The sequence below is a fragment of the Enterococcus sp. C53 genome (assembly GCF_040887425.1).
GTDB lineage: Bacteria > Bacillota > Bacilli > Lactobacillales > Enterococcaceae > Enterococcus_B > Enterococcus_B hirae.
The window spans coordinates 131011-148973 of record NZ_JBFOFT010000005.1; the positions used below are offsets into that span (position 1 = coordinate 131011).

Below are 17963 nucleotides of genomic sequence, written 5' to 3' on the forward strand. Positions count from 1 at the left end.
ATAGTTTGAGACTCGTCACCATCATTTTTAGGACCGATAGAAAATTCTACCGGTCCTGTTTTTTATAAAAAAGTACTTATCTAAAGGTACTTACTTCTTCCTCAGATAGAAAAATCGTTTAAACTGTCACTACCTCAACATCAATATTTCCTCTTGTCGCTTTTGAATAAGGGCAGTAATCATGGGCATCTTCCGCTAATTGCTTGGCTTGTTCCTCGCTCACATCGTCAACATGTACTTCTAAGACCACACCGATTTTATAACCACCCTCATCAAGTGTGTAAAGTGAAACCCGTGCTTTAACTGTGGAGTCTACGGACAAATTAGCTTCTTTGATCATATGTTGCAGTGCACCATTGAAACATGAGGCATAGCCCGCAGCAAATAGTTGTTCCGGATTTGTTCCTTCAGCATGGATGCCTGGAGGAGTGATCTTCATTTGCATCGAACCATTTGGTGCTGCTACTTCGCCTTCTCGTCCGCCATGATTAATCATCGCTGTTTCGTATAATTTTTTCATTGTACTGCTCCTTTCGATATGACACTTCGTCTATTACCAGTGTAAGCATATCTAGCAATTTGTTCAAAAATTCTGCTCCTAGATTCATACTGCAACGATTGAGGACTTCTTGATTAACATGAGAATTTTAGTTTATTTTCTCATGAAAGTTACTTATTCAAAAACAAGGATGCCATCTTCAATGATTTTTCCAAAAAAGAGAAAAATACCACTCGTAAATAATAAAGTCATGTTTGTTCCCAAATAAATAGCTAATTTCTCTACACAATTTTTGATATGATTGATTCTAAGATAAAGAAAAACTAAAAAATTAACACCATAAACTAATACAGTCAAAAAAATTACTATGTTCGCAACCATTTTTACTTTTCATTTCCCTTCGCTTCCTTAGTATCCACTATCAGTGGTTCAACATTTGAGTATTTCTTTAAATGTTCCGCAAGTAGCTGTAAAACGTGTTGATTTTTTCCAACTTCATCATTTTCGATCTGGAGCACCAGTAATGGCTCATGCAAACTTGCTCGTAATAAAAACCAGCCATTCCCATATGGTTCTTTTAGATCGTAACGAATTCCTTCTTCATTTTCCGGATGAAATACCAGTCCCTCTTCGTTCAATTCGTTCGCTAGCCCTTGAATAATTGTTGCCCCTTGTTTTTTCGGATCCTCTCCACTAAGCCTTAACCTAATTTCTTGTACTTCTTGTGGCTGTTTTAAGTCGTGGATAATCTCTTCCAACGTTTGTTCTGTTTGTTTCAGTTCTGGCAAAAGCATCAAAATTTTTGCAATGACATAGGCACCATCATCTAAAAAATAATTTTCCTTGAATGCTGCATGTCCACTTGTTTCAATCGCTAACGGAACATCGATCCCTTCTTTATTGCATGCAATTGCACGATTGATGACATTACGATAACCTGAAATGTAACGATCTTGTCTGCCACCTTTTTCTTCAATAAACGTTTCTAGGTGATTAGACGTTGGTGAATTAGTTACGATCGTCGCTCCAGGGTATTCTTTTAACACGATCGTACTTAATAAGGCGATCAAATTGTTACGATTGATCACTTGACCACTTGCACTGACTACTGCCGAACGGTCAACATCCGTATCAAAGATCACTCCTAAATCGGCTTGATTTTCCAAAACAGCTTGCTTGATACTTGCCATGGCTTCAGCATTATCTGGATTCGGGATATGGTTCGGAAAATGACCATCGGGGTCTAAAAATTGCGAACCTGTCGTATCTGCCCCTAATCGTTGTAGTACTTTTTCAGCAAAAAAACCACCGGAGCCATTTCCTGCATCTACGATGATCCGCCAGCCAGCTAACGGTTTTGTGTCAGACATTCCTTTCTTTCTAATACCATTTTTGATTTTTTGAACTAAGTCTTCTGCATAAGGTGTTAACAGATCGGCTTTTTGGACTGTCCCCTTATGATTGGTTTTATTTGGTGTTGTTTCTGATAAAATAAATGCGATATCTTCTTTTTCTGCGCCGCCATTAGCTGTAAAAAACTTCATGCCGTTAAAGTAAAACGGCAAATGACTAGCTGTTAGCATCACACTTGCATCACACTGGAATTGAGAAAACTGAGTAGCCATAAACATCGCCGGTGTCGTAGCTAACTCAAAATCAAGAACATTTATGCCTTGTTCGATTAATCCGTCAATCAGCGCTTTTTCTAACGTTGGACCACTGATTCGACTATCCCGCCCCACTCCTACCGTTAATTTACCTTCTTGATATTTGCGTGGATGATCCCTTTTTAACCAATTAACCAAGCCACAACTTATTTTTTGGATTTCAGCTGGTGTCAAATTAGCTGAATGTGTTTCCGTCGTCATGGCAATCCCTCGAATATCAGATCCGTTTTGTAGCGCTTTCAACAAAGACATAAATCATTCTCCCTTCTTTTATTCCCTCATTCTTTCTAATTTTTCTGCAAAATCTTGTGCTTCTTCTTCCGAACGGCAAATCACAATGAATGTATCCACTCCAGCAATCGTTGCAACAACTTCTGGATAAGCGACTTCATCTAACCAATTGGTTACGACATCCGCCCCATCTTTTTCTGTTAGCACCACGATCATAAATTGAACAACTTGTATTTTCAAAACTTCTCTTTTAACAGCTGCTTGTAGTCGTTCTTCATGTAACGTTTCAGCAGGCTGACTGAACAGATTGTAACGAACTTGCTTATTTTCATCCGTAGACTTCACTAACTTCAGCTCACGGATATCACGAGAAATAGTTGCTTGAGTGGCTGTCACCCCTGCGTCTTGAAGACAAAGCAATAGTTCTTCTTGTGTGCTGATTGGTTTTTCTGTGATGATTTGACGAATCAATGCTTGTCGTTGGATTTTTTTCATAGCGGACACCTCTTGTCTTTGATTATAGCAAAAAAATAATCGTTTTTCTGCCTTTTTTGGTATTTTTTACTTTTATTTTTTTAGTTGATTTTTTGGCGCAATCTTGACACGCAAAATCGTTCTCAGTTTTTCTGGGTTGGCTCTGCGCGGATCCCCTAAATAAATTTCTTTATGTTCTTTAGCTATCCGTTGATACCCCTGCTCTTCGATAAACGTTGTTAATTTTTCAAAGGTTTGTGGCTCATCCTCATATGGTCCCACGTGAAGCATCTGAGCGACTAATCCTTCATCCATGCTACTAAATACTACTTGGTCGAACAAATCATTGGGAATTTTGTCCGCTACACGTAGTAGAGCCTCATGTGCAACTTCTTTCGTCACAAATCCAGGTTGTTTGATCATAATCTGATAAGCAAAATGACTCTTCTTCATTACTTTTTCTTGCAAATAAGCTTCTTGTAATCCCCAATGTCCTTCTAATGGATAAACAGTGTAGGGAAGATAGTTAGGAATCTGCCAATTTTTCTTTGGGGCCATTCGGATCGCATAACTAACAGCATATAAAGCTGCCACTCGTCGCTGAAAATCGTCTTCATTTGGATCCCCTACTCCTTTTATGCTAAAAAAATTCTGTGGGGATAACGTTAAGATCTGTGGCTTTTTTTTACTACTATAACCTGGTTCCGTTTTTTTCCAATCAATCGTAGCCATTTTTTCCTCCTGCGATGATTTATTCTCTACTATCATAACTCTTTTCAAAAGACTTGGCTAACCTGGTTGACACTTTTTTTACCTCTATGCTAGAATAAGCGATGGAAATAAATCGTACAGATAACACGTATATTACGTGTCGAGAGAGAGGCGGTTTCTATTTTTATAATAGAAATCACTCTCTTTTTTTACGAAATTTTTTGAGGTGAGGACATGACAAAACAAAAACAATTACTCTTAGTACCTGCAGTCATCGCAACCGGCATGATGTCTTTTGCGGGAGTGTTGATCGAAACAGCAATGAACGTCACATTTCCAACGTTGATCAACCAGTTTCAATTAACGACTGCACAAGTTCAATGGGTGACAACGATTTACCTGCTGATGATCTCGATCATCGTACCATTATCAACTTATTTAACACGAAATTTCAGCCTTAGAAGTCTCTTTTTACTTTCAAACCTGCTTTTTTTAGCAGGAATCATTGTTGACTTCTTTTCTCCGACTTTCTTCATTTTATTACTTGGTCGGCTTTTACAAGGGGCAGCTACCGGGATTGCTTTACCACTAATGTTCCATATTATTTTGACCTTTGCGCCTATGAACCGCCGCGGCGCGATGATGGGGTTGGGAACACTGACCACAGCAATTGCTCCGGCTATCGGGCCAACATATGGGGGAATCTTAACTTCAAATTTCACTTGGAATCATATCTTTCTTTTCTTGATTCCTATTTTGATTCTTTCTCTTGGCATCGGCTTGGTTGCTATTCCTTCAATGCCCGTTCAAAAAAGTGGACGTTTGGATGTGTTGAGTGTATTTAGTTTGTGTTTATTATTTAGCGGTAGCTTAACGTTTTTGAGTATGCTAGGACAACCGCTTAGTTGGTTTGCGTTACTAATAGCGATTATTGGTGGGATCCTTTTTTACCAACGAACAAAAAAAGCCGATTATCCATTGATACAACTAACCATTTTTTCTAATAAAACATTTCGCTTGTTCTTATTTAGCTTTTTAATCTACCAGTTCTTATTGCTAGGCGTTTCTTTTGTCTTACCAAATTTTGTTCAGATTGTTCAAGGAAACAGTCCTTTCATCGCTGGAATCGCCATGTTGCCAGGAGCTACGATTGGCGCTGTATTATCGCCGTTTTCTGGAAAACTGCTTGATCAACACGGTCCCAAAAAACCGATTTTTGCCGGATTACTCCTTGCTCTTGTTGGTTGGTCCGCACTAGTCTTTCTTCTAGGACATGTTTCATTGCTATTGTTGATTACTTGCCACGTGATCTATATGATAGGGATTGGTTTGTCTTATAGCAATATGATGACCACTGGGATGAATGCTTTAACGGATGACTATCAAAGTGATGGCAATGCTGTTTTTAATACCTTACAACAATTTTCTGGTGCCGTTGCTACTTCATTAGTGGCAATCATTATCAACCTTATTCAAGCGCATGCTGATTTGAGCTATAAAGTCGCCACGACATTCGGTTCACAAGTTGCTTTAGGTGTATTACTTCTTCTATTAGTTATCAGCTTTATCTTATTTATTCGTTATAGTTTAACTACAAAACATTCATGATTGATTGAAACGGCAGTCGTTTGCAACTGCCGTTTTTTTGTGCAAAAATACAATTTGTAAGTAAAGGAGGAATCAAACATGGAAAAAATCGCCATTATCGGTGGTGGAATCATCGGTATGACATTAGCCAATTATGTAGATACCACAAAATACAGCATCACCTTATTTGACCATGGAATCGGTCAGGCAACCAAAGCAAGTGCGGGAATCATTTCTCCATGGTTATCCAAAAGAAGAAATAAAACATGGTATCGTTTAGCCAAAGACGGTGCGGCATTTTTCCCAAAATTAGTGCAAGATTTCGCACTTGATCCGACCATTTATGCTCGTTCCGGTACACTCTTGCTTCGACAAAAAGAACAATTAGCAGAATTACTTGATCTTGCAGAAGAACGAAAAAAAGAGGCACCTGAGATCGGAGAAATCCATTTATTAAAAGCGGATCAAACAGCTGATTTACTTCCTTTATTAAAACCGACCCCCTCTTTATTCATCACTGGTGGTGGCCGTTTAGACGGAAAAGCTTACCTTCATTATTTAACGGCACGCTTGAAAAGGGCTGGTGTAACAGTAATAAACGATAAGATTCGCCTACAAAAAAGGAGTGATGATTGGCTGATCCTCGGAGAATTTGGTGAAGAACCGTTTGACCGGGTCATTTTGACTCCTGGTCCTTCCTTGAAGCCTTTATTGGAACCATTAGGCTATCAGGTCGATCTTCGTCCTCAAAAAGGGCAGTTGATCGCTTTTACTACTCATCAGTTCCAAAGCCAAAAATGGCCTGTTGCCATGCTAGATGGAGAAGCAGACCTCATTCCCTTCAATGACGGAAAAATCTTATTGGGCGCTACACATGAAAATGAGCAAGGATGGGATCTGACTCCTACTAATGAAGCATTTTTACAGTTGGCTGAACAGACAAAAGCTTTTTTTGTACAACCAGAAAAATTACTTTCACAGCCTTATCAGTTACAAGTAGGAACGAGGGCATATACGTCTGATTTTGCTCCGTTTTTTGGTCCTTTATTCGATGAACCAAATCTGATCGTCGCAAGTGGACTCGGTTCTTCTGGTTTAACGACTGGTCCTTATATCGGTTATCTCTTAGCTGAATTTATAAACACTGGTAAGTGGCATGGAACGGACTATCAAAAAGATCTCCATAACTACATCAAGAAAACCTAAGATGAACAAAGAGATAACTATTTCATTCATTTATTTTTCGTCATTACCGTCTCATCCCTAAACAGCAAAAAAACCAAGAAATCGAATGACACGATTTCTTGGTTTTGTCTTTTTACTAGTATTCAATAATCGACTTAGTACCAGCCGTTTGCTAACCAGAATGCTTGAGCAGCATCCCATGAGCCATAACGTGATGATACATATTGATCAGCTACGCGTTCTTGGTTTGCAGCAGAATAGTCACCATTTAAGTATGATGCATCTAATTGGTAACGTCCGATGTAACGGCCGTTAGTTGCTGTGTAAGAACCGCCTGATTCTTTATTCGCAATCCATTCTTTTGCAGAACTTGAATTGCTTGGAGCTGTTGCTGTTTGAGCAGCTGGAGCAGCAGGTGTTACTTCAACTGTTTTAACTGGAGCAACATATGTATGTTCTTCCGTTACTGTTTCAGTTGTTTTTGGTGCTTCGACTGTTTTTGCTGAAGCATCACTTGAAGTCGGGATCGTTAATTCTTCGCCAACGTAGATGCGGTTGATGTCTTTGATACCATTTTTTTCAGCGATTGCATCGATCAATGAGTTATCTCCAACAAATTTTTGTGAGATTTTTGATAGTGAATCACCTGATTTAATTGTATAGACTTCGTCAGCATGAGCAGTTGTTCCTACAAACATTGCAGTTGCACCAGCAGCAAAAGTTGTTCCTAAAACGATCTTCTTAATTGAATTCATGTTTATCTCCTTTTTTTTCCATGTATTTATCAACGTCATTAACTTTATCATCTAGAAATATTTCATAGGTAAAAGAAATATGACATTTAATGACAAAATATCCTAATTTTTAACATTTGTAACATAACTCTGGACAAAAAAGTACGACTAAAGTCCTAGAACCCTTATATCATAAGAAAGAAACCGTTTTTTAACATTTTCTTATAAAGTTTAGAAAATCTTATATTTTGTAATATTTCTAGTATTTTTTTTTAACTTTTTTGATTTTTTTATTTAATTTATCCTTTTTTTTAGTAATTATGTGTCAAAACGACAAAAAATTGAGTAATTATTACAACCTTTACTAAAAAATTTTAGGATAAGTTTTTTAATACTTTTGAAATTTCTGGTATTTCTAGATTTTTTGCTAAAAAACCGATAGTATTCTATTTTTTGAACTGCTTCAATTATAAACAAGTCGAACATTCAGTGGATTATACTACTCTAAGTATTGAAATTTTCTAATACAGATTCTTTTTATTATTTAGTTATGATCCATTATTTTACTTTAATCAATAAAAAGACTAGAACAAACTAACTGTCCTAGTCTCTTTGTCGTACTACGCTTGTTTTAGCATAATACTCTATTTTTTTCTTATTATAGAAGTGAAAGGAATCTTGTACATAAAATTTTCTCTTATTCGCTCGGAGCTGACCGCTTCTTTCATGTCCTCTTTTTTCGCTTCGTTTTCTTGGCTAACATTTCTTGCGCTTCTATAATTTCTGTGATCACTTCTTGGTCTTCTTCGCGTTGTTTCATTTGCTCTAAAGTTTCCAACCATTTTTCTGGTTCTTTTCTACCTAAACGCCCAATCGACCAAGCAGCGGTTGCTCGAATAACCGGTCGAACATCACTTAAGCAACTTTCGATCTCAGGTAAAGCCGAAGTATCCCCAAGGTTTGCTAAAGCAATCAAAGCATTTCTTTGCAATGGTTTTTTCCCTCGCCATGAACCAGCTAAATGCCCAAACTGTTGTTTAAACTCTTTATTTGATAAAGAAAGCATTGGTTTTAATTTCGGATAGACTTCTTCTACTTTTGGTTCCATTTCTTCATGGAAATGGAAATCTTTCCCTTGATTATAAGGACAGACTAACTGACAGATATCGCACCCGTAAATGACATTTCGCATTTTTTTCCGATACTCATTTGGCATTAGCCCTTTGGTTTGGGTCTGATAAGATAAACATCTTTGTGCATTCATCCTGCCATCGCCTAACAAAGCTTTTGTCGGACAAGCTGTCACACAACGAGTACAATCACCACAGCCAAAAACACCTGGTTCATCAGGTTCAAATACGATATTGGTGACAATTTCTCCAAGATACACGAATGAACCGTATTCTTCTGTGATCAGCAACCCATTTCGACCAATAAATCCTAGTCCTGCTCTTTGTGCAACAGCCACATCTACTAATTCTCCAGTATCCACTTGTGGGGCAAACCGCCAAGCTTCTTCTTGTTGCCAGACACTTGCTCTGCTTTGGATAAAAGTAATCAATTGATTGAGACGGTCACGTAAAATATCATGGTAATCGATTCCCCAAGATGCCCGTGCAAATTGTCCTCTTTTTTCATCTTTTGGGACCTCTTCATGGATCTTGGTTGGATAAGCTAAAGCAATAGCGATAATCGATTGTGGGCGATCAAAAGTTTTTTCTAAATATAAACGTTCTTCAATTACTGGATGTTCAAATCCCGAAGTATGTCCAGCGGCTTTTTGTTCTTCTAAAGACTCTTTTAAATAATCAAAGGGTTCTGCCGTCGTAAATCCGATTTTATCAATACCTAAACGTTTGCTTTCTTCAATGATTTCTTCTTTTAAGGTTTTTGTCATCTTTTCCACCTATTCAAATAATTGCTAGCGACTATAAATTCCGTAATAAAGCCGATCTCTTTTTAGCTGGACAAATTGGATCTGTTGATCTGCGATCTTTCGTTCTTCCATCCATCTTTTTCTAGTAGCAAAGATTTCCCAATAGTTGAGAGACAACCATTTTCTTTGGTTATCTAGCGCTTGAAAAAAGTTGAGCGATACTGGCTTAGTATGCAACAATTCATGCAATCGAACCTGTTCTACTGCGGAAAAAGTGGATAAATCTCTGGAATATAATGTTTCTTCGTAGAGATTCTTTTGCTGCGAGTAGGTAAATGTTTGTGGAATATCTCCTGGGCGGGCAATCAAAACCAAACGATTATAGAATGTATTCATTAGTTTACTATTTGCAATAAACGAACTTTTATAATAAGCCGATTGAATTTTTTCAATGACCCCTTCTGTCCCCATTGTGGAAAATAATGCTGGCCATGCCTTGATATTGATTTCATTATTTTGTTTCACTAATACTCCTGGAATAAATCCAACAGAAGAAATCGAGACAAAATAACCAATTCCAGTCTGTTCATCTAATGGCTGAAATTCATCAAAAAGCCATTTCCCCGGATAACGTTCTTCTACATCCGATTCACTTGGACTTGCTATGAATAATTTAGCCATTTCTGTTTCAAGAAATTGAAGGTCTTGATCTTTATCAGAGCTATCCTGTTGTTCGATCACTTTAAGGATTTCTTCTTTGATTAGTTGTTTATCTTTACGCGTAAAATTCATAGCTTTACCTTCCTTTCTTATCTTTAACTATAACGGAAAACAACAAAAAAAGGTATCCGAAACTAACAAAAAGCAGACGTTTTTTTTATTTTTTTACTTGCAAAATAAGTGAGCCTTCGCTTGATCTCCTTTCCATATAAATCAGGGTAAATGAATCCTCCTGCTTCTTGTTTTTTGAATCTTGATTTTTAGCATAAATAAGCCGAAGAAACCAAAATCTAACGAACTGATTTTGATCTCTTCGGCTGGCTATTTAGCACGCATTCTTTTCTAGTTTTTTTGAATGAAAGTTATTTTGTACCATTTATTTTTCTTGAGTCAACCCATCATGGATCGTTCGGATATTCCAGTCCATCATCTTATAATAAGAATCTCCTGGTTTGCCTTCCTTATCGATAGAGTCTGTATATAATCGATCATAGATAGCTACTCCCGTTTCTTTCGCTACACGTTCCATGCTTCTAGGATCAACACTTGTTTCGACAAACAAAGCGGGTACTGCAGAGTCTCTTACTTGATTGATGATTTGTTTCATTTGTTCAGGTGTTCCCTGACTTTCTGTATTGATTTCCCAAATATAACTTGCTGGGATTCCATAAGCTTTGGAAAAATATTTGAAAGCTCCTTCACTCGTTACTAATAATCTTTTATCTTCAGGAATTGTTTGAAAGTTTGTTTTAGCTTTTTCATCCAATTCGCTCAACTTTTCAATATATTTTTTTGCGTTTTCTTCATAGACTGCTTTATTTTCAGCATCTTTTTCTGAAAAAATACGGGTAATTTCTTCTACATACTTCATCCCATTCGATAAATCTAACCAGGCATGAGGGTCAGCTTTACTCTTGGAACTCCCACCTGATAAATAAATGGGTGTTACTTTTTTACTCACTGCAAAATAATCTTTCTCTTCTTTTTTATGTGTGGTTTCCATTAAATTCGTAAACCAGCCATTACCAGTTTCTAGATTTAGCCCATTATATAAAATCACATCGGCATCACTCGCTTTTTTGATATCTTCTGGTAACACTTCATATTCATGAGGATCTGTTCCTACAGGCACGATACTATGAACAGCTACATGTTCCTTTCCTACTTCTTTTGCCATATCCGCTAAGATAGAGTTGGTTGCTACAACATTCAATGTTTCTTTAGTCGTTTCTTTATTAGCTTCCTGCTTTTCTTGACTGCCACAGCCCACTAACAAAAAGAAACTTGCGAACATTACCCAAAAAATCCAATAGTTATTGGTTTTCATCTCATTACTCCTTTTTTCAAATGATTTTTTTTACATGATCATTCTTTTTACTCGCTTTTTATGACCCGTTTATGAGCAAAAAAGATTCCCTTAGAAGGTGAAAAGCAAAATGCCAACAGAAAGAATAGCGCGCAAGCTAAAACTATGGTTGCACCGGAAGGCCAGTTAAAGCTATAACTAAAAAATACCCCCAAGATTGCACTTAATACACCAACTGTTGATGAGATAGCAATCATTTTCACTAAACTATTCGTTAATAGATAAGCTGTAGCAGCTGGTGTGATCAACATCGCAATCACTAAGATCGTCCCTACTGTCTGTAAACTAACCACTGCGACTAACGTCAGGAAAAACATGAGCAAATAGTGGATCAAGGTAATATTTAGCCCATAAGCTTTAGCCATCATCGGATCAAAAGAAGTAATTTTGAGTTCTTTATAGAAAATGAACACAAACAATAACACAATACCGCTAACGATCGCCGTCATCTGCAGGTCGCTTTCTCTCACCGCTAACACATTTCCAAATAATATATGGTACAGATCCGTAGCACTTTGGGCAAAAGAAATCAAAATGACTCCTAATGCAAAGAATGAACTAAAGACGATACCGATTGCTGTATCATTCTTTAATCGACTTCGTTGGGTAACAAAACCAATGAGTCCTGCCGTCAACATGCCGAAGACCGTGGCACCTAAAATATAACTAAAGCCAAACATGTAGGAAATCGCTACTCCTGGTAAGACCGCATGTGAAATAGCATCTCCCATCAACGACATCCCTCGTAAGATGATAAAAGATCCGATCACCCCGGAAGCCAAACCAACGAGCATTGATGTGAACAATGCATATTGTAAAAACTGGTAGTTCATCATTCCTTCAATAAACGATTGGATCATTTTTCTTTTGCTCCTTTCACTAATTGCCCGATCACTTCACCATAAGCAATCTTCAGATTTTCTGAAGTAAATGTCGTTGCAACAGGTCCGGCAGCGATCAATTGCTGATTCAATAAAATCACTTCATCAAAATATTCTGTTACTTTGTGCAAGTCGTGATGAACAATGATGATCGTTTTACCTGCTGCTTTTAATTCTTTCAATATTGAAAAAATTTTTTTCTCACTTACGGCATCAATCCCTACAAATGGCTCATCAAGAAAAATCCATTCTGCTTGTTGCGCCAATGCGCGGGCAATAAAAACACGTTGTAACTGTCCACCCGACAATTCGCTTATTTGTCGCTTCCCATACGAAGCCATACCGACTTTTTCTAATGCTTGCTGTGCTCGTTCTTTTTCTTTTTTTCCCGGACGTTGTCCCAACCTTAATGATGGATAAGTCCCCAATAAGACCACACCTAACACATCAATTGGAAAAGAGAGATCCAATTCATTTCGTTGTTCAACATAAGCGATTTTTTTACGTGCTTCTTTTAGCAATGAACCGCCAAAAGAAATTTCTCCAGATACTTTGGGAATCAAAGCCAGTATAGCTTTCATAAAAGTTGATTTTCCCGCACCATTTGGACCGATGATCCCAGTGATTTTTTTGGGTTGGATCATTACATCAACTTCGTTTAACGCTAACTTTCCTTGATAAGCAACGGTTAATTGCTGGATATTAATGATCGCTTCTGACACATTCTCCACTCCTTTTAGGTTTACCTAACTTTTTATTTAACTATAGTTTAACTAAAGACGAAAGCATTTTCAAGTATCCCGCATGATTTTTTTTACAAGAAAGGCTCGCAATTTATGAGAACTTTCTGTAAAATCACATCAAGAGTTTTAAAAGCAAATTGTCTTTATTGATCATTTATTTGCTATTAATGTCTATCATTTATTCGTATTTGCTTGTTTTACTCAAAAATGAAAGGAGTTTTAGTATGGAAGAAGAAAAATTAACTCGAAGCCTTAGTGCCCGTCACATTCAGATGATTGCACTAGGAGGAACGATCGGCGTAGGATTGTTTATGGGTGCTTCCTCAACCATTCGTTGGACAGGTCCCTCAGTAATGGTTGCCTATGCTGTCGCAGGTCTCTTTCTTTATTTGATCATGCGAGCACTTGGCGAAATGCTTTATGTCGATCCTTCAACGGGTTCTTTTGCGAATTATGCTAGTAATTATCTTCATCCTGTCGCTGGTTATTTAACTGCTTGGAGTAACATCTTTCAGTTTATTGTTGTCGGGATCAGTGAAGTCATTGCAGTCGGTGAATATATGAATTATTGGTGGCCTCATCTGCCAACAATCATTCCTGGGATTGTCGTCATCCTCTTTTTGATGCTTGCCAACTTAGCTTCTGTTAAAGCTTTTGGTGAACTAGAATTTTGGTTTTCAATGATTAAAGTCGGCACGATCGTTTTGATGATTCTGGTAGGGCTAGGTGTCATCTTATTTGGCTTAGGAAATCAAGGCCAAGCAGTCGGGATCTCTAATCTTTGGAAAAACGGCGGTTTCTTTACCGGCGGAGTAAAAGGTTTCTTTTTTGCGCTATCCATTGTTGTTGCATCTTATCAAGGAATCGAGCTGATCGGAATGGCCGCTGGAGAAGCTGCAAATCCGAAAAAAACGATCGTTGAAGCTGTTCAATCAACTATTGGACGAATCTTGATTTTTTACATTGGTGCTATTTTTATTATCGTTAGTATCTATCCATGGAATCAATTAGGCACAATAGGTTCCCCATTTGTTCAAACATTTTCTAAAATCGGGATCACATTTGCTGCCGGATTGATCAATTTCGTCGTCTTGACGGCTGCCTTATCTGGGTGTAATTCGGGTATTTTCAGTGCCAGTCGAATGATCTACACCTTAGCAATCAATGGAAAAATGTCGAGGAAATTTTTAAAACTAACCCGTCATGGCGTACCTTTTTATCCAGTCGTAGCGATTTCTAGCGGGATATTGATTGGCCTAGTTTTAAATTACCTGTTACCTTTGTTTGTGAATCATGCAGAAAATATTTTCGTTTTTGTCTATAGTTCCAGTATTTTACCGGGGATGGTTCCTTGGGTGGTTATCTTACTTAGTGAGATCCAATTTAAAAAACAACACCCAGAAGAAATGAGAGATCATCCATTTAAAATGCCATTATCACCTTATACCAATTATCTTACTTTATTATTTTTAGCCATTGTCTTGATTTTTATGTTTATCAATCAAGAAACAAGAATTCCATTGATTATTGGTCTCGTGTTTTTGTGCTACATGACGATTCATTATTTTCTACGTGAACGAAGACTGAAAAGTCGCTAATCTTCATCAAAAAAGCAGGGCTTCCCATCAAGTGGGACCCTGCTTTTTTACTCTTTTTTAGTTAAATGCACAAATAGCGTTTTTTATTGTTTGAAACAAATAGAAATTTTTCTATACTAAATCTAAAGTTCCTTGGAATTTAAATTCCATTTGTGGTGGTGGTCCCCAATTTGCTACTCTTTTGTCTCCTGTCCAATAAACATACCCTTGATACTTTCGACCACTTACATATTCAACATACCAATATTTACTTTGTGCAGGTTTCCTACCCCAAGTCGATCCTACTTTCATCCAAACTTGGGCTGAAAAGATTGGACTAACTCTCACTAAATGATTAGATTTAGTAATTTCTACAATATTATCATTGTTCTCAACTACATATACATCTGTTGCAATTTCACTTTCCGTTTCATCTAGGTATATAAATAAATGATCTGTCGTTGTATTTTGTTCTGCTGCAACTGGAACAGCTAATCCAACTAAACAAAATATAAAAATAAGTGGAATTCCTAATCCAAAACTCTTCATCCTAATTGCCTCCCATTTTTAATAATCATTTTTTTAATCTCATGATTAGAAGATAACTAATTGAATAAAATACAATAAAAAGTAGACCTGAAAGAAATATATCATTAAAAAATGATAAAAAATTCAGTGTTCCATCAATCAATGCCTTTATTGTGCCGACAATTATATAGCCTATAAAAGCTGATAATATATTTAAAACTTCATGCTGATTTTTCTTCATACATAAACACTTCCTAAAAAATAATATCTACTCAGATATCATTGTAAATAATAGTATTGATATACAAATCCTCTTACTACAAAAACTCTACCATGTTTAAAATTACCACCAGTTATAACACCTGATATCCCACCTATGGCGGAACCCCAACCAGCGCCTGGGAGTAAACTGCCTAGAGCTCCTATAATTGCTCCAATACCGGCTTTACTTATATTATTCAACCAAGTTTTACTAATATATATATATCAACATTCCCCTTTCTAGCTTGTCCATGCCACACAATCTTAGTGACACCATTACTTCTTGGTGTGAGCTGCTTTTTAGAAAGAAATGAAGAATCCAATCCTTTCATTTCAAGAAACGCTTTTAAATTATTGTCTGTTATCGTTACGATTGTGCTGTCCTCTTCTACTTGAACATCGAAATAATCCGAATTTTCTTTATAAAACTCGATTGGATCCGACCTATTATCTACTATTCCACTTGCATAAACATTAGTTCCAAAAGTAACTAGTGGAGTTAATCCCAACAACAAAATAGCTATGCAACAAATAAAATTACTTTTTTTAAACACGACTATCATCTTCTTGTTATTTTTATAAAATTACTTTATAACGAAAAAGCTTTCTAATCAAGCAATTTTTCCGTTTTTTCATTAAATTTCCTATACGTTCAACTTCGAGGAAATTTAAGCGAAGCAATTAGATAAGTGATTTTCAACATACTTAAAATAAGCAAGACAAATGATTGATATACGCATTGATAGAAGTTCATTGTAATAGCTAACCACTTAGTCGTTTTTTTGAAAGCTAAGAGGCGCTAGACGGACTTTTTTCAATGTTTACGACTTTCTAAAATTAAGAAAATTTCTCATCGAATAATGCTCCCAATGATTTCTGTGTCAATGGCTTACTCCAAACTACGATATACGTAAATAAACCATTTCAATTCAAAAAAATAAGCTAGTGTCCAATCAATTGATTGGTCGCTAGCTTATTTTTGCTGATCAAGGCATCTTGTCAGTGGCTTAATTCAATTTCAATACTTCTCCAGGACTGAAGAAATAGCTGTCCATCGTCATCCCATTCAATGATAAAAGCTTATCAACTGGTATCCCTGTACGTTCCGCAATCTGGTTGGGACCTTCTCCTTGTTGAACGACAGTAGTAGCAGCTTGTTCATTTGAAGTAGCGCTTGCTGTCTGTCCTTCGGTTCCTTGGGTAGCTTGACTGGAAGATTGTGTCGTTGAGTCAGTCGTCTGAGAAACACTAGTTTCCGTTTCACTAGTTGTTTGACTGCTTGACGTTTCTGCTTGTACCGAAGCACTTGTTCGGAGATAGATATCAGAAATTTTAGCTACTTGTTCCGTATAATCTGCTGAAAGTTGGTTGATCCAATTTGCAAGATCTACACCTTCTTTGGTTGGCGCTGCTTGATACGTTGCTTGTAGTTTGCTGATCCCTTCATCAGAAATAGCTTGTAGCGCTCGAGCCTTTTGATTAGCAATCGCAGACAACCCCATCACACCGTTTTGATTGTTCTGAATCTCAGCTTGGTATTCTTCGATCAAACGAGGCGTTTGTTCTTCCAATTTCTTTGTATAATCTGTCATAATCGTTTGTAACTGATCCGTCAGTGTGCCTGTTTTCGATTCTTGAGTCGAACTTGCAGTTTCTTTATTTTTTGGTTTCGTTGTGGAAGAAGCTTTTTTTGTGGTAGTTTCGCTTGTTTTTGCGACCGAGCTTTCTGCACTCGAACTATTCTTTCCATGAAAATAAAGAGCTGTAACAGCACCTATAAGGACTAAGCAAACAGCAACAGCCGAACCAATTTTGATCAATCGGCGTTGCGTTTCTTTTTTCTGTTGTTGTCTACGAGCCATTCGGACATTGACTCTTTGCTCGTTTTCTTCGTTCATTTCTTTCACCACCCATTAGTATATAAAATAGCGTTCTCAATCCTACTTTAATCCCATTGTAGCAAATAATCATCATTCTGAACATTTTAAACTGTGTTATTTATAAACAAAACTCACCATTTTTGATGATTCCAGGATTCTCCATCGATTTCTCCTTGTAATTGGACTTTTCGTTCTGAAATTTCCAGTAAAAGTTTTTTTGTTTCATGCAACACAGCTTTTGTTTCATAATCTACCGATGTACTTAATTCTTCCAATTGTCGTACAAACCATTCTTCCACCATTTTATTGCTCCTTTAATTCTTGTAAGATAAATGTGAGGTCTTCAATCTCTTCTTTTTCATTCTCTAAATAGTCGATTAAGAATGCTTGCTTGGTCTTATCTAGTTGTTGTAAAGAATGATTGCTGCTTAGTCGCTCAATAAACCAGTTTATTCGCTGGATCAAGGTCGGTTTGCCTACTAATGTCAGGTATTGTTGATACGCCACTAAACGCTCCCAACGCTTTTCTTCTGTTTGATACATGAATTGCGCCATCACAAATGGAGGTAAAAAAGTCATTTCAAACTTGTGGGCAATCCGCTGATACGGTCTTAAAAATTCAGAAATGGTATATTCTTCTTTCCCGCCTGCTTGATATTCTTTTTCAGAAACGCCAGTTGTTACGACAATCCCTAATTCTTTGCCTTTAAGAAATTCGTCAGCGTGTTCCAATACAGTGTCCTCCCATAGTTTTAAATGAGCTGGCGCACTATACCAATACAAAGGGAATTGGAAGATGATCCGGTCATGTGTTTTTAATAATTCAAGTTCTGTATCACGATCAATCGTCCAATCTGGGTAATGTTTTTCCAAATGATGCCAAGTAACCGTTAAATTTTCAGTTGCTTCTTTGAAAAACTGTTGGTTCAATGATGTCGCAATCGTAGGATGACTAACGATAATCAAAGTTCTCATTTCTTGACTCCTCTTCATTCTTGCTATTTCCTAGTTTAGCACAGAACACAAAATGTCATTAGTCTCCT

General features: G+C 37.0%; 20 protein-coding genes. 3 read left to right on the top strand and 17 right to left on the bottom strand.

Translation table 11 applies throughout. The features are described 5' to 3' along the window. Positions 1 to 118 precede the first annotated feature (118 nt). The 5 genes from AB3I42_RS08280 to AB3I42_RS08300 all read right to left on the bottom strand — a co-directional run bounded on the left by AB3I42_RS08280 (position 119) and on the right by AB3I42_RS08300 (position 3603). Positions 119 to 520 carry an organic hydroperoxide resistance protein gene (locus AB3I42_RS08280; RefSeq protein WP_010720840.1) on the bottom strand — a complete coding sequence of 134 codons (402 nt, stop codon included), beginning with the start codon at positions 518 to 520 and terminating at the stop codon, positions 119 to 121. Between the two features lie 153 nt (positions 521 to 673). Next, positions 674 to 880 carry a hypothetical protein gene (locus tag AB3I42_RS08285; RefSeq protein ID WP_010720841.1) on the bottom strand — a complete coding sequence of 69 codons (207 nt, stop codon included), beginning with the start codon at positions 878 to 880 and terminating at the stop codon, positions 674 to 676. A 2-nt stretch (positions 881 to 882) separates the two neighbouring features. Next, positions 883 to 2418, bottom strand: coding sequence for a phosphoglucomutase (locus AB3I42_RS08290; RefSeq protein WP_010737120.1), 1536 nt, complete (start codon positions 2416 to 2418; stop codon positions 883 to 885). Between the two features lie 18 nt (positions 2419 to 2436). Beyond that, positions 2437 to 2892 (bottom strand): arginine repressor, encoded by a 456-nt coding sequence (locus AB3I42_RS08295; protein ID WP_010737119.1) that lies wholly within the window; start codon positions 2890 to 2892, stop codon positions 2437 to 2439. 72 nt (positions 2893 to 2964) lie between these two features. Further along, entirely contained in the window at positions 2965 to 3603 is a 639-nt protein-coding gene (locus AB3I42_RS08300) for a GyrI-like domain-containing protein (RefSeq protein ID WP_010737118.1), read from the bottom strand. A 213-nt stretch (positions 3604 to 3816) separates the two neighbouring features. Between AB3I42_RS08300 and AB3I42_RS08305 the strand changes: the two genes are divergently transcribed. Both AB3I42_RS08305 and AB3I42_RS08310 read left to right on the top strand, forming a co-directional pair. Further along, positions 3817 to 5190, top strand: a complete 1374-nt coding sequence (locus AB3I42_RS08305) for an MFS transporter (protein WP_368022428.1) — start codon at positions 3817 to 3819, stop codon at positions 5188 to 5190. 78 nt (positions 5191 to 5268) lie between these two features. Next, the gene (locus AB3I42_RS08310) at positions 5269 to 6375 is read left to right on the top strand and encodes an FAD-binding oxidoreductase (RefSeq protein ID WP_010737116.1); all 1107 of its coding nucleotides are present in this window, start codon (positions 5269 to 5271) and stop codon (positions 6373 to 6375) included. 134 nt (positions 6376 to 6509) lie between these two features. Here the strand turns inward: AB3I42_RS08310 and AB3I42_RS08315 are convergent, their stop codons facing one another. The 6 genes from AB3I42_RS08315 to AB3I42_RS08340 form a co-directional block, all read right to left on the bottom strand. Continuing rightward, positions 6510 to 7109 carry a LysM peptidoglycan-binding domain-containing protein gene (locus tag AB3I42_RS08315; protein ID WP_010737115.1) on the bottom strand — a complete coding sequence of 200 codons (600 nt, stop codon included), beginning with the start codon at positions 7107 to 7109 and terminating at the stop codon, positions 6510 to 6512. A gap of 703 nt (positions 7110 to 7812) precedes the next feature. Further along, complete coding sequence (gene queG, locus AB3I42_RS08320; protein WP_010720848.1) at positions 7813 to 8985, bottom strand: tRNA epoxyqueuosine(34) reductase QueG; 1173 nt, start codon at positions 8983 to 8985, stop codon at positions 7813 to 7815. Between the two features lie 24 nt (positions 8986 to 9009). After that, on the bottom strand, positions 9010 to 9756 hold the full coding sequence (locus AB3I42_RS08325) for a hypothetical protein (protein ID WP_010720849.1): 747 nt from the start codon (positions 9754 to 9756) through the stop codon (positions 9010 to 9012). A gap of 304 nt (positions 9757 to 10060) precedes the next feature. Further along, positions 10061 to 11011: a zinc ABC transporter substrate-binding protein gene (locus AB3I42_RS08330; protein ID WP_368022429.1), complete on the bottom strand. Its 951-nt coding sequence runs from the start codon at positions 11009 to 11011 to the stop codon at positions 10061 to 10063. Between the two features lie 47 nt (positions 11012 to 11058). Next, on the bottom strand, positions 11059 to 11910 hold the full coding sequence (locus AB3I42_RS08335) for a metal ABC transporter permease (RefSeq protein ID WP_131773374.1): 852 nt from the start codon (positions 11908 to 11910) through the stop codon (positions 11059 to 11061). Beyond that, a complete protein-coding gene (locus AB3I42_RS08340) occupies positions 11907 to 12653 on the bottom strand; it encodes a metal ABC transporter ATP-binding protein (RefSeq protein WP_010737112.1) in 747 nt (248 codons plus the stop codon). The genes AB3I42_RS08335 and AB3I42_RS08340 overlap by 4 nt, the downstream gene beginning before the upstream one ends. Positions 12654 to 12898: 245 nt before the next feature. On the opposite strand from AB3I42_RS08340, the gene AB3I42_RS08345 reads away from it, so the two are divergent. Further along, positions 12899 to 14272 carry an amino acid permease gene (locus AB3I42_RS08345; RefSeq protein ID WP_010737111.1) on the top strand — a complete coding sequence of 458 codons (1374 nt, stop codon included), beginning with the start codon at positions 12899 to 12901 and terminating at the stop codon, positions 14270 to 14272. A 111-nt stretch (positions 14273 to 14383) separates the two neighbouring features. On the opposite strand, the gene AB3I42_RS08350 is transcribed toward AB3I42_RS08345, so the two are convergent. The 6 genes from AB3I42_RS08350 to AB3I42_RS08375 all read right to left on the bottom strand — a co-directional run bounded on the left by AB3I42_RS08350 (position 14384) and on the right by AB3I42_RS08375 (position 17895). Then, a complete protein-coding gene (locus AB3I42_RS08350; protein ID WP_131773373.1) occupies positions 14384 to 14800 on the bottom strand; it encodes a hypothetical protein in 417 nt (138 codons plus the stop codon). A gap of 25 nt (positions 14801 to 14825) precedes the next feature. Then, complete coding sequence (locus tag AB3I42_RS08355) at positions 14826 to 15020, bottom strand: hypothetical protein (RefSeq protein WP_010737109.1); 195 nt, start codon at positions 15018 to 15020, stop codon at positions 14826 to 14828. A 217-nt stretch (positions 15021 to 15237) separates the two neighbouring features. Then, positions 15238 to 15594 (bottom strand): hypothetical protein, encoded by a 357-nt coding sequence (locus AB3I42_RS08360; protein WP_010737108.1) that lies wholly within the window; start codon positions 15592 to 15594, stop codon positions 15238 to 15240. 453 nt (positions 15595 to 16047) lie between these two features. Beyond that, entirely contained in the window at positions 16048 to 16938 is an 891-nt protein-coding gene (locus tag AB3I42_RS08365; RefSeq protein ID WP_010737107.1) for a LysM domain-containing protein, read from the bottom strand. 113 nt (positions 16939 to 17051) lie between these two features. Further along, complete coding sequence (locus AB3I42_RS08370; RefSeq protein ID WP_010737106.1) at positions 17052 to 17222, bottom strand: hypothetical protein; 171 nt, start codon at positions 17220 to 17222, stop codon at positions 17052 to 17054. 1 nt (position 17223) lies between these two features. Further along, positions 17224 to 17895, bottom strand: a complete 672-nt coding sequence (locus tag AB3I42_RS08375) for an NAD(P)H-dependent oxidoreductase (RefSeq protein WP_368022430.1) — start codon at positions 17893 to 17895, stop codon at positions 17224 to 17226. Positions 17896 to 17963: the final 68 nt, after the last annotated feature.